This window comes from Agromyces sp. 3263, from assembly GCF_031456545.1.
Classification (GTDB): domain Bacteria; phylum Actinomycetota; class Actinomycetes; order Actinomycetales; family Microbacteriaceae; genus Agromyces.
Genome location: NZ_JAVDUV010000001.1, coordinates 724,811 through 738,080 on the forward strand (window position 1 = coordinate 724,811; position 13,270 = coordinate 738,080).

General features: G+C 71.9%; 16 protein-coding genes. 6 read left to right on the forward strand and 10 right to left on the reverse strand.

The features are described 5' to 3' along the window. Nucleotides 1-102 precede the first annotated feature (102 nt). Both J2X63_RS03195 and J2X63_RS03200 read left to right on the forward strand, forming a co-directional pair. A complete protein-coding gene (locus J2X63_RS03195) occupies nt 103-726 on the forward strand; it encodes an ATP-dependent Clp protease proteolytic subunit (protein ID WP_309973823.1) in 624 nt (207 codons plus the stop codon). Beyond that, nucleotides 723-1,328: an ATP-dependent Clp protease proteolytic subunit gene (locus J2X63_RS03200; RefSeq protein ID WP_309973826.1), complete on the forward strand. Its 606-nt coding sequence runs from the start codon at nt 723-725 to the stop codon at nt 1,326-1,328. Before J2X63_RS03195 ends, J2X63_RS03200 begins: the two co-directional genes overlap by 4 nt. Here the strand turns inward: J2X63_RS03200 and J2X63_RS03205 are convergent. The 4 genes from J2X63_RS03205 to J2X63_RS03220 form a co-directional block, all read right to left on the reverse strand. After that, entirely contained in the window at nt 1,325-1,747 is a 423-nt protein-coding gene (locus J2X63_RS03205; RefSeq protein ID WP_309973828.1) for a hypothetical protein, read from the reverse strand. The two genes, J2X63_RS03200 and J2X63_RS03205, sit on opposite strands and share 4 nt — an antisense overlap. 14 nt (nt 1,748-1,761) lie before the next feature. Beyond that, the gene (locus tag J2X63_RS03210; RefSeq protein ID WP_309973830.1) at nt 1,762-2,637 is read right to left on the reverse strand and encodes a hypothetical protein; all 876 of its coding nucleotides are present in this window, start codon (nt 2,635-2,637) and stop codon (nt 1,762-1,764) included. A 106-nt stretch (nt 2,638-2,743) separates the two neighbouring features. Beyond that, nucleotides 2,744-3,223 (reverse strand): helix-turn-helix transcriptional regulator, encoded by a 480-nt coding sequence (locus J2X63_RS03215; protein WP_309973832.1) that lies wholly within the window; start codon nt 3,221-3,223, stop codon nt 2,744-2,746. 70 nt (nt 3,224-3,293) lie between these two features. Continuing rightward, complete coding sequence (locus J2X63_RS03220) at nt 3,294-3,788, reverse strand: MarR family winged helix-turn-helix transcriptional regulator (RefSeq protein ID WP_309973835.1); 495 nt, start codon at nt 3,786-3,788, stop codon at nt 3,294-3,296. An 86-nt stretch (nt 3,789-3,874) separates the two neighbouring features. Between J2X63_RS03220 and J2X63_RS03225 the strand changes: the two genes are divergently transcribed. Then, complete coding sequence (locus J2X63_RS03225; RefSeq protein ID WP_309973837.1) at nt 3,875-4,465, forward strand: NAD(P)H-dependent oxidoreductase; 591 nt, start codon at nt 3,875-3,877, stop codon at nt 4,463-4,465. A 74-nt stretch (nt 4,466-4,539) separates the two neighbouring features. Here the strand turns inward: J2X63_RS03225 and J2X63_RS03230 are convergent, their stop codons facing one another. Beyond that, nucleotides 4,540-4,842 (reverse strand): DUF1540 domain-containing protein, encoded by a 303-nt coding sequence (locus J2X63_RS03230; RefSeq protein WP_309973839.1) that lies wholly within the window; start codon nt 4,840-4,842, stop codon nt 4,540-4,542. Nucleotides 4,843-5,097: 255 nt separating this feature from the next. On the opposite strand from J2X63_RS03230, the gene J2X63_RS03235 reads away from it, so the two are divergent. After that, entirely contained in the window at nt 5,098-6,720 is a 1,623-nt protein-coding gene (locus J2X63_RS03235) for a DHA2 family efflux MFS transporter permease subunit (protein ID WP_309973841.1), read from the forward strand. Between the two features lie 13 nt (nt 6,721-6,733). Here J2X63_RS03235 and J2X63_RS03240 read toward each other — a convergent pair whose 3' ends face one another. After that, nucleotides 6,734-6,949: a hypothetical protein gene (locus J2X63_RS03240; protein WP_309973843.1), complete on the reverse strand. Its 216-nt coding sequence runs from the start codon at nt 6,947-6,949 to the stop codon at nt 6,734-6,736. A gap of 312 nt (nt 6,950-7,261) precedes the next feature. On the opposite strand from J2X63_RS03240, the gene nhaA reads away from it, so the two are divergent. Both nhaA and J2X63_RS03250 read left to right on the forward strand, forming a co-directional pair. Next, complete coding sequence (nhaA, locus tag J2X63_RS03245) at nt 7,262-9,121, forward strand: Na+/H+ antiporter NhaA (protein ID WP_309973845.1); 1,860 nt, start codon at nt 7,262-7,264, stop codon at nt 9,119-9,121. A gap of 9 nt (nt 9,122-9,130) precedes the next feature. Next, complete coding sequence (locus J2X63_RS03250; RefSeq protein ID WP_309973847.1) at nt 9,131-10,087, forward strand: glycosyltransferase family 2 protein; 957 nt, start codon at nt 9,131-9,133, stop codon at nt 10,085-10,087. Here J2X63_RS03250 and J2X63_RS03255 read toward each other — a convergent pair. From J2X63_RS03255 to J2X63_RS03270, 4 genes are all read right to left on the reverse strand, one after another. After that, nucleotides 10,021-10,833: a nitroreductase family protein gene (locus J2X63_RS03255; protein WP_309973849.1), complete on the reverse strand. Its 813-nt coding sequence runs from the start codon at nt 10,831-10,833 to the stop codon at nt 10,021-10,023. The two genes, J2X63_RS03250 and J2X63_RS03255, sit on opposite strands and share 67 nt — an antisense overlap. A gap of 5 nt (nt 10,834-10,838) precedes the next feature. Continuing rightward, a complete protein-coding gene (locus J2X63_RS03260; protein WP_309973851.1) occupies nt 10,839-11,231 on the reverse strand; it encodes a hypothetical protein in 393 nt (130 codons plus the stop codon). A 1-nt stretch (nt 11,232) separates the two neighbouring features. Beyond that, on the reverse strand, nt 11,233-12,408 hold the full coding sequence (locus tag J2X63_RS03265; RefSeq protein WP_309973854.1) for an AI-2E family transporter: 1,176 nt from the start codon (nt 12,406-12,408) through the stop codon (nt 11,233-11,235). 106 nt (nt 12,409-12,514) lie between these two features. After that, entirely contained in the window at nt 12,515-13,210 is a 696-nt protein-coding gene (locus J2X63_RS03270; RefSeq protein ID WP_309973856.1) for an NAD-dependent deacylase, read from the reverse strand. Between the last annotated feature and the right edge of the window lie 60 nt (nt 13,211-13,270).

The window sequence follows — 13,270 nt, forward strand, 5'->3', positions numbered from 1 at the left end:
GGCACGCTGCGGGCAGCACAGCTCAGGGCAGCGCTGCTGCGGGCAGTGCTGCCATGAGCGGCATCCGCCCCACCGCCGCCGACCCCGGCGCAGGCTGGGGACATGAGCGATCACGAGACCCCACCGATGCAGCCGATCGACGCCGAGCTCACGCGACGGCTGTTCCACGAGCGCATCATCGTGCTCGGCGACGAGCTCGACCAGACCGGCGGCAACCGCATCATCGCGCAGCTGCTCACCCTGGCCGCCGACGACCCGCGGTGCGACATCCGCTTCTGGATCAACTCACCGGGCGGGTCGGTACCCGCGATGCTCGCGATCATGGACGTGATGCGCGCCATCCCGAACGAGGTCGCGACCATCGCCGTCGGCTGGGCGGCGAGCGCCGGCCAGTTCCTGCTCACGGCGGGCACGCCCGGCAAGCGGTACGCGCTGCCGCACGCTCGCGTGCTCATGCACCAGGGCTCGTCGGGCATCGGCGGCACCGCCGTCGACGTGGAGCTGCAGGCCGACGACCTCCGGTACACGCGCGACGTGGTGCTCGGCATCACCGCCGAGCTCACCGGGCAGCCGATCGAGCGCATCGCCCAGGATTCATTGCGCGACCGCTGGTACACCGCCGAGCAGGCCGTGGAGTACGGCTTCGTCGACCGGGTGGTGCACCGCTCCGAGGAGCTCTACGGCGGCAGCGCCCGCCAGATGACCGGACTGCGGGTGCCGGCATGAGCTCCTACACGATCCCCTACGTCGTCGAGAAGCGGGGCAACGCCGAGCGCACGATGGACGTGTACAGCCGCCTGCTCTCCGAGCGCATCGTCTACCTCGGCACCGAGATCGACGACGGCGTCGCGAACGTGCTCATCGCGCAGTTCCTGCACCTCGCGTCGGAGTCGAGCGAGACGCCGATCAGCCTGTACCTGAACTCGCCCGGCGGTTCGCCCGGCGCCGCCCTCGCGGTGTACGACACGATGCAGCACATCCGGCCGGATGTCGCGACGACGTGCGTCGGACAGGCCGGCGGCCCCGCCGCGGTGCTGCTCGCGGGCGGCGCGAAGGGGCAGCGGGCGATCCTCCCGCACGGCAAGGTCACGCTGCACCAGCCCTCGACGCAGGGACGCGGCACCGTGCCCGACCTCATCCTGCACGCCGACGAGGTGGTGCGCGTGCGGGCCGAGCTCGAGGCGGCGCTCGCGGCCGACACGGGGCGCGACGTGCTGACGCTGCGCCACGACACCGACCGCGACCTCATCCTGCCCGCCGCGGCCGCGGTCGCCTACGGCCTCGCCGACCACGTGCTCGAGGCGCAGGCGCTGGCCGCCTTCCGCTAGGACGGGTCGGGCGACGAGGCGGGCCGCGAGCCGGATGGCCCGTCGCCGTCGGTCCGCCCGGCGAGCAGCTCGTCGACGAGGTCTCGCACGGTCGCCTCGAACGCGACGAAGGCCGGGTTCGCGGCGGCGTCCTCCGACCACAGGCGCAGCTCGCGGCGGTCGCGCCCGGCACCGAGCTCCACCGCGACGGGCACCTCGTCGTCGGCGATGCGGCGCGTCGATCCCCGGAGGTGCGCGAGGTCGGCGGCCTCGACCGCGTCCGAGAGTCGCTCGGCCTGCGCGGGGGTGAGCACGCCGGTCGCCTCACGACGCCCGAGGTCGCCACGACCGGAACGGGACGCGGCCGCGGTGCCGTCGGGCTGGACGGTCAGGGTCACGTAGCCGGACATCTCGTGTCCTCGCCGGTAGTGCAGGTTCATCTCGGCTCTGCTCCTCACATCTCCCGCAGGGAACAGGTGTAGCCGGCGAAGGCCCGCGCCACCTCGGTGACGATGTGCTGGAAGTGGCGTGCCCTGAATCGCGCTTGCGGGATGCCCTGAGCGTAGTAGTTCGCCATGATGCTGTGGTCGTTCGTCAGCACCCGGCCGGGGATCGCCGGGTTCGAGTACTCGTCGCTCACGCCGAGCGCCGCGTGGCCGAACTCGTGCGCGTAGGTGATGTCGATCTCGGGAGCCCCGCTGCCCTCGAGCTCGTAGACGTTGCCGCCGGCCGCCGCCATCGCGCTGTCGCCGCCCGGGGCGCCACCGTGCACGCCGATCTGGTAGCCGGTGTCGGAGTCGTACAGGAGGAACGTGATCGGCAGCTCGATCGGCGCCGGCCCGGCGGCGGCCGAGTTCGGCGTGCAGACGACCTTGAACTTGTTGTCGAGGTAGGAGTACGCCGCGGTCTTCACGCGGCGGATGAAGGCGGCGTACGCGGCATCCGACGCCCAGGTGCCATGGCGCACCCAGTTGATGCCGAGCGTGATCTCGATGGTCGACTGCGTGCGGTTGAGGATGAGGTCCTGCGTGTACGTGTTGCCCGTGTCGGTCGTCTCGGAGATCGCCGTGCGGGTCGTCACATCGCGGCTGACCACGGGCACGGCCCCCGCAGGCACCCCTCGGAGCTGCTCCCCGGCGACCACCCGCTGCGCCACGCGGTTGCCGACCGTGCCCTGCATCCTGGCCATCGCGTCCCGTGCGATGCCGGCCGGTTCGGCTCGCAACCGGGCGGTGTCGAGCCCGGGCGCCTCCGCACGGTGGGCCGTGGGGGCGGGCACCGGTGCGTCCTGCGCCTCCGGGCCCTGCTCCAGGTGACGGATGCGGCCCATCCCACCATCGTCGCTCGCGACCGCGGCGGAGACCTGCTCCAATGTGCAGGCGTTCGGGCAGGCTCGCGGGCGCATCCGAGCGCGGGCGCGGGCGTGGCCCGCGGCGCTACGCCGCGAGCAGGAACACGTCGCCGGGCGCGGCGAGCCCGACGCCCGCCACGACGACCGAGCCCGCGGCATCCGCGTGGCCCAGGTCGACGATGGCGACGTCGAGCGGATGCGGCGCCGCAGCGTCCGCCCGGAACGCGTAGGACGCCTCGACGGTGAGCCGCTCGCGCCGCTCGGCCTCGCGGCGCTCCTCGTCGAGCCGCGCGCCGAGCCGGTCGCCGACGCGGCGCACGACGTCGACGAGCTCGAGGCCGAGCGCGTCGGCGACCGACCCGAGGATCTCGGATGACGGCTCCTTGCGGCCGCGCTCGATCTCGGAGAGGTACTGCGGCGAGACGCCCGCCGTGGCGGCGACCTCGGTCAGGATGCGCTCCTGCTCGAGGCGCTCAACGCGGAGCACCTCGCCGAGCACGTGCCGCCAGAGCGGCTTGGTGGCATGCGGGGCGACCGCCCCCGGGAACTCGACGACCTTGCCCATGTGCCGAGGCTAATCGTGCGCCGTCGCCGTCGTCAGCCCGATCCGCTCAGGGCAGAATCCGGATGCCGCGTCAGCCCGCCGCGCACTCCTCGGCGCCGTCGCACGCGGTCGAACCGCCGAGGCGTCGGAGCACGCGGGACGACGCCTCGGCGAGCACGCGCTTCTCGTCGGGCTCGAGCGCGTCGAGGAAGAGGCTGCGGATGGCCGACGCGTGGTCGCGCATCGCCCCGAGCAGTGCCCGCCGACCGTCGCGCGTGAGCACGATGAGCGACCCGCGGGCGTCGGTGTCGCACTCCACCCGCTCGATGAGTCCGCGCGCGACCATGCGGGTGAGCTGGTGCGAGAGGCGGCTCTTCTCCCACCCGATCGCGGCGCCGAGCGCACCGGGGCGCAGGCGCCGGTCGGGTGCCTTGAAGAGCGTGAGCAGCACGGTGTAGTCGCCCTGGGAGAGGCCCGCGTCGGACTGGAGGCGCCGGTCGAGCTCGCGCATCAGGTCGCGGTGCATGGTCAGGAAGTCCTGCCAGAGCTCCCACTCCGCCTCGTCGATCTCGGACACCTCGGACATGCCCCCAGCCTAGCCGAGGTTGGTTGACGTGTCATCTATTAAGGATATGATGACGCGTCAACTACTTCATCGGGAAGGCACACACCATGTCCACTGTCAGGATCGGCATCATCATCGGCAGCACGCGTCCGGGCCGCGTCGGCGACCAGGTCGCGAACTGGGTGCTCGAGCACGCCGCCACGCGCACCGACGCCGAGTTCGAGCTCGTCGACCTCGCCGACTTCGCACTCCCCCACCTCGATGAGGCCATGCCGCCCAGCCTCGGTCAGTACGCCAACGACCACACGAAGGCCTGGGCCGAGAAGGTCGACTCCTTCGACGGCTACATCTTCGTGACGCCCGAGTACAACCACTCCACCTCGGGCGCCCTCAAGAACGCGCTCGACTTCGTCTACGGCGAGTGGAACGACAAGGCGGCCGGACTCGTCAGCTACGGCGCGGCAGGCGGGACCCGCGCGGCCGAGCACCTCCGGCTCATCCTCGGCGAGCTGCAGGTCGCCGACGTGCGCCAGCAGGTCGCGTTCTCGCTCATGACCGACTTCGAGAACTACCACGTGTTCACGCCCGCGGCCTACCACCAGGGCATGCTCGCGGCCCAGCTCGACCAGCTCGTGCCGTGGGCCGCCGCCCTCAAGGGCGTGCGCGACGCGCGCTCCGCGCTCGCCCAGGCGGCCTGACCCGACCGGCCGCGCTTCGCGCACGAACGCCCCGGCGCCCGCTCATCGCGGTGCGCCGGGGCGTTCGTCGTGGCTCAGGCCGGCTCGTAGGTGAGGCAGTCGGCATCGTCGACGCCCGGGCCGACGCGAACGGATGCCGCGGTGCACTCGAGCGAGGAATTGTGCACGCACTCCGACCGCTGGCAGGCGCCGACGTGCGAGAGCACCTTGTCGAGTCCGCCCTTCGTGCCGAGCGGGATGAAGGTGGCGCACTCCGCGTCGCCGACGGATCCGCCGATGGTGACCGCGGCGGCGTGGCAGTGCGAATGGTCGTTGTACGAACAGCCGGACACCGAACACTCGGCGACGGCGGGCAGATCGTCGAGCGTCATGCTCATGGTGACCTCCAAGGGCGGTTGCGACGGTGCGATACCGCGATGCTAGCCCCGACGACCGGTCGCCCGCAGCATCCGACGCCGACTTTTCCGCAGATCAGGGGCACTTTCTTGGTGAGGCTAGCCTAACCTTCGTGCGCCGGGCGACTCGTCCCCGCAGCCGCTCTTCACCGCTGCGGCGACGAACTTCGGATGGATGCCATCGACCGTGGCACCGGCCTAGGGTGAGCGAGTCACCCGTACGAGATCGGAGCGCACGTGGCATCCGCAGCACGCCGTTGGATCGGCCTGGTCGTCATCAGCCTCGCCGTCGCGCTGATCATCGTCGACTCGACGATCGTGAACGTGGCGATCCCCTCGATCGTCGACGACCTCGGCATCACGTCCACCCAGGTGCAGTGGGTGCAGGAGAGCTACACCATCGTGTTCGCCGCCCTGCTGCTCACCTTCGGCACCATCGCCGACCGCGTGGGCCGGCGCCGCATGATGGTCATCGGCATCACGATCTTCAGCCTCGCGAGCGTCGCCGCAGCCCTCGCGCCGACGGGCGACCTGCTCATCCTCTCGCGGGTCGTGCAGGGCGTCGGCGGCGCGATGATCCTGCCGGCTTCCCTGTCGATCATCAACGCGAACTTCCACGGCCGCGAGCGCGGCATTGCCTTCGCGGTGTGGGGCTCGACGATCGGTGGCATGGCTGCGGTCGGACCGCTGCTCGGCGGCTGGCTCACGACGGACTACTCGTGGCGGTGGGCGTTCGGCATCAACGTGCCGCTCGGCATCATCACGATCGTTGGTGCCCTGCTCACCGTCGCCGAGTCACGGGCCGCCCACCCCATGCGCCTCGACCCGGTGGGCGCCGTGCTCTCGGTGATCACCTCGGCGAGCCTCGTCTTCGCCCTCATCGAGGGCCGCACCTACGGGTGGTGGGAGACCGAGTCGCCGCTCATGTTCGGCGACTGGGAGTGGACCTTCCCGATCTCGCCCACGCCGTTCATCTTCGCGATCGCCGTGCTGAGCGGCGCCGCCTTCGTGGCCTGGGGCCTCGCCCGGCAACGGCGGGGCCAGGACCCGATGCTGCCCTTCGGGCTGCTCCGCATCCCGTCGTTCCGCAACGGCAACATCGCGGCGCTCATCGTGTCGCTGGGCGAGTTCGGCATCATCCTCTCGCTGCCGCTCTGGCTGCAGAACGTCCTCGGCTACGACGCCTTGCAGACCGGCTACGTGCTGCTCGGGCTCGCGATCGGCGCGTTCGCCGCCAGCGGCGTCGCGGGCACCCTCGGCCAGCGGGTCGCGCCAGTGTGGACCGTGCGCGTGGGCATCCTGCTCGAGATCGCCGGCCTCGTCGTCATCGCGCTCGTCATCGCGGTCGACACCCCGTGGTGGCAGATCGTCATCGGCCTGTTCGTGTACGGGTTCGGGGTTGGTCTCGCGACCGCGCAACTCACCGGCGTCGTGCTCGCCGACGTGCCCGTCGGCCAGAGCGGCCAGGCATCGGGCACGCAGAGCACCGCGCGCCAGTTCGGCTCGGCGCTCGGCATCGCCATCCTCGGCACGGTGCTGTTCACCTCGCTCGGGGCCAACCTCGACGACCAGCTCGAGCCGTTCGTGCCCGAGCCGCAGCGCGAGCAGGTCGTCGACGCGGTGGTCGACTCCGCCGGGGCGGCCATCCCGGCCATCGAGGCGCAGTCGCCCGAGGCCGCGCAGGCGGCCCGCGAGGCGTTCAGCGATGCCACCCGGGCGTCGGCGCTCACGGCGGCCGGATTCCTCGCGGTCGGGCTCCTGGCCACGATCTCGCTCGGCTCGGGGCGCCGGCAGGACATCTCCTCGCCCGGCGACGACATCGACACAGTCCCGGCCGCGAGCGGCGGATCGCCGGCCTAGGACGTCCGGCGACTCAGTCCGGTGCGTTGTCGGGGTCGACCGCCTCGAGGGTCTGCTCCTCGACCGGGTTGTCGGCGTCGAGCTCGTTCGCGTCGGGGCCGAGGTCGTCGCCGTCGTACATGAGGTCGTCGGCGTCGTTGCGCGGCTCGCCCTCGGTCTCGTCCTGCCCGACGTCGGGCGTGAAGCGGTCGGCGTCGTGCCGCTGGGCGTGGTCGCGTGGGTCGGTCATGGCCCCTCCTCGGTCGAAGGCCGCATGCGGATGCCCCGGGCGATCTCCCATCCGGATGCCGCGTGCGGATGCCTCCAGCGTCCGCTCGACCGGCGCGAGGGTCAACGGGTTGACGGATTGCCTCTGGTGGGCGCGCGCCCGGGCACGACAGAATGGCGGAGAGCCCTTCGGAGGTGCACGTGGACATCGAAACCGTGATCTGGTCGATTCTCGGACTGATCGTCGCCGTCGGCGGCGTGCTGCTCCTCGCGGCGCTCTGGTCGATCATCCGCGCTCCTCGCCAGCGCTGACCCCGCGCACCGAATCGACCGCATGACGAGCGCCACCACCACGGCTCCGGTGCTGCCCCGCCGTTCGGCGCCGCCCGCCGGCGCCGGCGCCGGCGACCGCCTCTCCGCACTCCTGCTCCTGTGCTTCACCCTGATCGCGATCGTCTGGGCGAACTCGCCATGGGGGTCGACGTACGACGCGTTCTGGGACACGCATGTCGAGATCGTCGTCGGCGGGTTCCAGGCGCAGCTCACGCTGCACCAGCTCGTGAACGACGGCCTGATGGCGTTCTTCTTCTTCACCGTCGGTCTCGAGGTCAAACGCGAGTTCACCATCGGCGAGCTCACCGACCGTTCGCGCGCGGCGGTGCCCGTCATCGCGGCCGTCGCGGGGCTGGTACTCCCCGCCGTGATCTTCATGCTGTTCAACGCGGGCACCGACGAGATGCACGCGTGGGGCGTCGTGATCTCCACCGACACGGCGTTCCTGCTCGGCGCCCTCGCGATCATCGGGCCGAAGTTCCCGTGGCGGTTGCGCACCTTCCTGCTCACCCTGGCCGTGGTCGACGACATCGGCGCGCTCGTGGCGATCGCGGTGTTCTACAACGAGGGCATCCAGCTGCTGCCGCTCGTGATCAGCGCGGTGCTGCTCGTGGCCCTCGCCCTCGTGCGCTTCCTGCCCGTCGGCCGCGGCCCGGCCTACGCCGTGCTCGGCTTCGGCCTGTGGCTCGGCGTCGGCGCAGCAGGCGTGCACCCGACGCTCGCGGGCGTTGCCGTGGCCCTCGTGATCCCGGTGTTCCCCCCGCGCCGCATGGAGGTCGAGCGGGCCGCCGAGCTCACTCGCGCGTTCCGCGAGTCGCCGAACACGACCTACGCGCGCGCGGCCACCCGGAGCCTGCGCGACTCCATCTCCATCAACGAGCGGCTGCAGGCGGCGTGGTCGCCCTACGTCGCGTTCATCGTGCTGCCGATCTTCGCGCTCGCGAACGCCGGCGTGCAGCTCGACCCGCAGACGCTGTCGGCCGCGGTCTCGTCGCCGCTGACCTGGGGCATCGTGGCCGGCCTCGTCATCGGCAAGTTCGTCGGCATCACGGGGGCCACGGCACTGGTGCGGATGCTGCGCATCGGCACCCTCGCGCCCGGACTCACCGTGTCGCGCATCTCGGGAGGCGCGGCGCTGTCGGGCATCGGCTTCACGATCGCCCTGTTCATCGTGGGACTCGCGATCGAGGACCGCGAGACCCAGGACCTCGCGCGGGTCGGCGTGCTCGCGGCATCCGTCATCGCCTTCGTGCTCGGCTGGCTCATCTTCGTGGTCGGCGACCGGTTGCGGCCGCCCGTCGCCGTCGGCGCCAAGCTCGTGCGGCCGTTCGACCCCGAGCGCGACCACTTCCGCGGGCGGCCCGACGCGCCCCACCTCATCGTCGAGTACGGCGACTTCGAGTGCCCGTTCTGCAGCCGGGCGACGGGATCGATCGACGCCGTCATCGACCACTTCGGCGACGACGTCTGCTGGGTGTTCCGCCACCTGCCGCTCGAGGCGGTGCATCCGCACGCGCGGGAGTCGGCCCAGGCGGTGGAGGCGGCGGCGCTGCAGGGCCGGTTCTTCGAGATGGCGCTGACCCTGTTCGCGAACCAGGACGACCTGACCACCGACGACCTCTGCCGCTACGCCCGCGACCTGGGCCTCGACATGGATCGCTTCGCCGACGACCTGCGGTCACCCGCGGTCGTGCGACGCGTCGAGGACGACCGCCTCGACGCGCAGATGATGGACCTGCACGGCACTCCCACGTTCTTCATCGGCGAGCGCCGCCACAAGGGCCCGTACGACTCGGCCACGCTGATCGCCGCGCTCGAGGCGGAGCGCAAGCCCCTTGGTGAGCCCGCCGCCGGTGCCTAGCGTGAGGGCATGCCAGCCGACGAACCGCTGACCGCCCAGGCGGACACCGACGACGCGGCCGAGGCCGACACCGACGCCGCGGCCGAGGCCGGCTTCGACGCCGCGGCCGAGGCCGGGGGCCGAGCAGGTCCCGCGGGCCAGGTGCTCACCCTCTCGATCGTGGTGCCCGTGCGAAACGACCGCGACCGCCTCGAGCGGCTGCTCGCCTCGGTCGCAGCGCAGTCCGTCGCGCCCGACGAGATCGTCATCGTCGACAACGGCGGCAACGGCGACCTGGGTCCGTTGGCGGCGCGCTACGGATGCCGCGTGGTGCCCGAGCCCGTCGTCGGCATCCCTGCGGCGACCTCGACCGGCCTCGACGCGGCATCCGGAGACCTGCTCGCCCGTGTGGACGCCGACACCGTGCTGCCGCCCGACTGGGTGCGGGACGCCCACGAGCGCTTCGCCGACCCCGGCGTCGAGGCCGTCACGGGGTGGGCGTGGCTGCCGAGCGCGCCGCCGCTCGCGTCACGGGTGCTCATCGCCGCGTACCTCGGCGCCTACACGGTGATCGCCGGCCTCGCGCTCGGGCATCGGCCGCTCTGGGGGTCGTCGGCGCTGCTGCGGCGCGCGCTCTGGCTGGCCGTGCGCGACGACGTCTGCCGCCATGACCAGCGCGTGCACGACGACCTCGACCTGAGCCTGCACCTGCCGCCGGGCACCCGCGTGCTCCGCGACCAGCGGTTGTCGGTGGGCGTGTCGACGCGGCCGTTCCGCGACCCGGGCAAGCTCTGGCGCTACGCGAGCATGGGCGTGCACACATTCAGGAAGCACTGGCCCGAGGAGTTCCCGCCGTATCGCTGGGCACGCATCGCGCGGGCGCGCCGGGCAGAGCCGCGCCGGGCACACGTCCGCTGGGCTCAGCCGCGATCGGGCGGGCGCACGTCGTCCCAGCCCTCCTGCGGCGTCTCGCAGGTCTCGCGGTAGACGTACTGCGACGGCCGCTTGCGCTCGTGGCTGACCCAGTCGATGGCGGGCCGGCGCTGCTCCTCCGGCACGTAGCCGAGCCGGTACACGGCCATGAGCTCGAGCTCGTCGGGCACTCGCAGCAGGCGCACGATCTCGTCCCACCGGCCGGGCACCTCCATCGGGAACGAGATGAACTGGATCCCCATGCCGAGCTCGACCGTCGTGAGCCACACGTTCTCCATCGCGGCGCCCATGCTGAACACCGAGTAGAACGATGAGAGCTGCCCGGGCCGGTACTCGCTGCGGTCGAGCATGACGCCGAGCAGCAGCGGCGACCCGGCGACGAGCTTGCGGTTCTCCTCGCCGAGCGTCTTCGGCACGCCGAACGTGTTCATGAGCTTCTGCCCGCGCTTGGTGAACACCTGGCTGGTGAACGGCCGCAGCGGCGCGGGCAGTTTGTCGAAGAGCATGCCGCTGCGCTGTTCGTCCATCTCGGCCTGGCTGAACCGGAAGTAGGGCTTGTAGCGCTCGAAGAACGTGCCGTTCGACATCGCCTCGGTCATGCTCTCGCCCGAGATGCGCGCGACCGCCTCGATGGTCGAGCGGTCCTCGATCACGACGAAGCGCCAGGGCTGGCTGTTGAGCTGCGAGGGCGCCCGGCCGGCCGCCTCCATGAGCAGCCGCTGGTGCTCCTCCGAGACGGGGTCGGGCAGGAACGGCCCGTTCGTGGTCTTGCGACGGCGGATCGCGTCGAGCAGTTCCATGCGTCCTACTTCCTGGTCTTCCGGGTGTTGCCGGTCTTCCGGGTCTGCGACGTGCGCTCGGGCAGGCTCGAACGCACCAGCGCGGCGATGAAGAACGGCGCCGCGGTGAGCGCGACGAGCGGATGCCGCCGCGTCTGCGTTCCGGCGTACGGGATCAGCGTCAGCGGCACGGCGGCCGGCGCGAGCAGCGCGGCGGCGGCACGGCTCGAGCCCCGCGGGCTCCCCCACCCGGCCGAGCTCATCGCGCCGACGGCGAGCGAGAACGTCGCGATGTAGAGCGCGTGGTGCACCCACCGCACGTTCCGGGTGTCGACGAGACGCAGGGCGACGGATGCCCCGAGCGCGCAGTTCGCGGCGTAGCTCACCGTGGCCGCGGCGAACACCGGGGCCGAGCGCACGTCAGGCCACCGGGCTTCCGCCGGCGGAGTCCTGCGGCAGCTGCTCGCCCTGCGAGGTGGCATCCGAGGCCGTCTCGCGTCGCCGGCGCAGCGGCCTTCGTGCGTCGATCGACGGGTCGGGGCCGTCCCACACCTTGATGATCGCCCAGCCGACCGCCGCGATCGGCACCGCCAGCACGGCGCCGACGATTCCGCCGAGGATGGTACCGGCGGTGAGGGCGATGAGGATCACCAGCGGATGCAGCTTCAGCGACTGCGCCATCACGACCGGCTGCAGCAGGTCGCCCTCGAGCTGGTTCACGGCGATGACGATCGCGACGACGATGAGCGCCACGACCGGTCCGTTGGCCACGAGCGCGACGAGCGCGGCCAGGATGCCGGCGACCGTGGCGCCGACGAGCGGGATGAACGAACCGAGGAACACGATGACGGCCAAGGGCAGCGCGAGCGGCACCTGCAGGATCACGAGGCCGAGGCCGATCACGACCGCGTCGACGAGCCCCACGATCGCGGTGCCGCGGATGTAGCCGCCGAACACCTTCACGCTCGTGGTGCCGACCCGGCGTCCGCGCTCGAGGCGCACGCCGCTGAAGGGGCGGAGGAAGAACGCCCAGATGCGGTCGCCGTCCTTGAGGAAGAAGAAGAGCACGACCAGCACGAGCAACGCGCCCGCGACGAACTCCGTGGCGGCCGACACGCCCCGCACCGCCCCGGCGCCGAACTCGGCGCTCGTCACGTAGTCGACGACCGAATCGCGCGCGGAGGTGATCTGCTGCTGGTCGATCGGGAAGGGCAGGTCCTTGAGCCAGGCCTGCAGGTCGTCGAAGCCCTCTCCCGCGGAGGCGGCCAGCTCGTCCCACTGGTTGCGCACGGCGAACACGATCGCGGTGACCACGCCGCCGAGCACGAGGATGCCGCCGATGAGGGTGACCCAGGCCGCGAGGATCGGCGACAGTCCACGACGGCGCAGCCAACCCACGAGCGGCGCCGCCGCCGAGGCCACGATGAGCGCGATGAGCACGGGGATGACGAGCAGCTTCACCTGCACCAGCGCCCACACGGCGAGCGCGCCGAGCGTCACGACGAGGAGGATCTGCAGGCTCCGGATGCTCCAGCGACCGAGCCGGTCGTTCCAGAGGCGCTCCGTGCGCACCGGCGAGGGCGGTCGATCGCTCATGCCCTCACCCTAGGGGCCGGGCGGCCGGGGACGAACCCCCTGTCCCGCGCCCGACCGATGGGGTACGGTCCGGCCCGGCGGCCCGTGCGGCTCAGCCGCGCGCGACTCAGCGGCTGGCGTGGAGCACCTCCTCGACCCAGGCGGGCACCACGACGCTCGCCGGCCCGTGCCGCACCTCGTCGAACAGCGGGGTGATCTCGCTCGGCGCGAGGTTCAGCTCGATCGTGTGCGCGCCCTCCGCGGCAGCCGTCATCACGAAGCCGGCCGCCGGGTACACGGCGCCCGAGGTGCCGATCGCCGCGAAACGGTCGCAGGCGAGCAGCGCCTCGTCGATGAGGTCGAGGTCGTACGGCATCTCGCCGAACCAGACCACGTCGGGGCGCAGCATCCGCTCGCCGCACTCGGGGCAGGGCGGTCGGTCGACGAGGTCGGCCCCGACGGGCACCCGCCGACCGCAGGCGAGGCAGCGGGCTTGGAGCAGGTCGCCGTGCATGTGCACGACCCGGTGCGAGCCGGCACGCTCGTGCAGGTCGTCGATGTTCTGGGTGACCACGAGCAGGTCGTCGCCGAGTTCGCGTTCGAGGTTCGCCAGGGCCAGGTGCGCGGGGTTCGGCTCGGCCAGGGCCACGGCATGTCGCCGCGCGTCGTAGAAGCGCTGCACCATGACGGGATCCCGCGCAAAGCCCTCGGGCGTCGCGACGTCCTCGACGCGGTGCCCCTCCCAGAGTCCGCCCGCGTCGCGGAACGTCGGCACGCCGCTCTCGGCCGAGATGCCGGCGCCGGTGAGCACGACGAGTCGCATGCCTCCATTGAATCGCGAGGACGTCCGACGGGGTATGCCCGGCCGGCGGAGGCCGCGTGG

Excerpts from the sequence above, each read along its gene's own strand:
- J2X63_RS03255 (WP_309973849.1), bottom strand. The coding sequence starts at position 10,833 with ATGGAACTGCTCGACGCGATCCGCCGTCGCAAGACCACGAACGGGCCG.
- nhaA (WP_309973845.1), top strand. The coding sequence starts at position 7,262 with ATGACGAGCGCCACCACCACGGCTCCGGTGCTGCCCCGCCGTTCGGCG.
- J2X63_RS03250 (WP_309973847.1), top strand. The coding sequence starts at position 9,131 with ATGCCAGCCGACGAACCGCTGACCGCCCAGGCGGACACCGACGACGCG.
- J2X63_RS03200 (WP_309973826.1), top strand. The coding sequence starts at position 723 with ATGAGCTCCTACACGATCCCCTACGTCGTCGAGAAGCGGGGCAACGCC.
- J2X63_RS03230 (WP_309973839.1), bottom strand. The coding sequence starts at position 4,842 with ATGAGCATGACGCTCGACGATCTGCCCGCCGTCGCCGAGTGTTCGGTG.
- J2X63_RS03265 (WP_309973854.1), bottom strand. The coding sequence starts at position 12,408 with ATGAGCGATCGACCGCCCTCGCCGGTGCGCACGGAGCGCCTCTGGAAC.
- J2X63_RS03205 (WP_309973828.1), bottom strand. The coding sequence starts at position 1,747 with ATGAACCTGCACTACCGGCGAGGACACGAGATGTCCGGCTACGTGACC.
- J2X63_RS03225 (WP_309973837.1), top strand. The coding sequence starts at position 3,875 with ATGTCCACTGTCAGGATCGGCATCATCATCGGCAGCACGCGTCCGGGC.
- J2X63_RS03215 (WP_309973832.1), bottom strand. The coding sequence starts at position 3,223 with ATGGGCAAGGTCGTCGAGTTCCCGGGGGCGGTCGCCCCGCATGCCACC.
- J2X63_RS03240 (WP_309973843.1), bottom strand. The coding sequence starts at position 6,949 with ATGACCGACCCACGCGACCACGCCCAGCGGCACGACGCCGACCGCTTC.
- J2X63_RS03220 (WP_309973835.1), bottom strand. The coding sequence starts at position 3,788 with ATGTCCGAGGTGTCCGAGATCGACGAGGCGGAGTGGGAGCTCTGGCAG.
- J2X63_RS03195 (WP_309973823.1), top strand. The coding sequence starts at position 103 with ATGAGCGATCACGAGACCCCACCGATGCAGCCGATCGACGCCGAGCTC.
- J2X63_RS03270 (WP_309973856.1), bottom strand. The coding sequence starts at position 13,210 with ATGCGACTCGTCGTGCTCACCGGCGCCGGCATCTCGGCCGAGAGCGGC.
- J2X63_RS03210 (WP_309973830.1), bottom strand. The coding sequence starts at position 2,637 with ATGGGCCGCATCCGTCACCTGGAGCAGGGCCCGGAGGCGCAGGACGCA.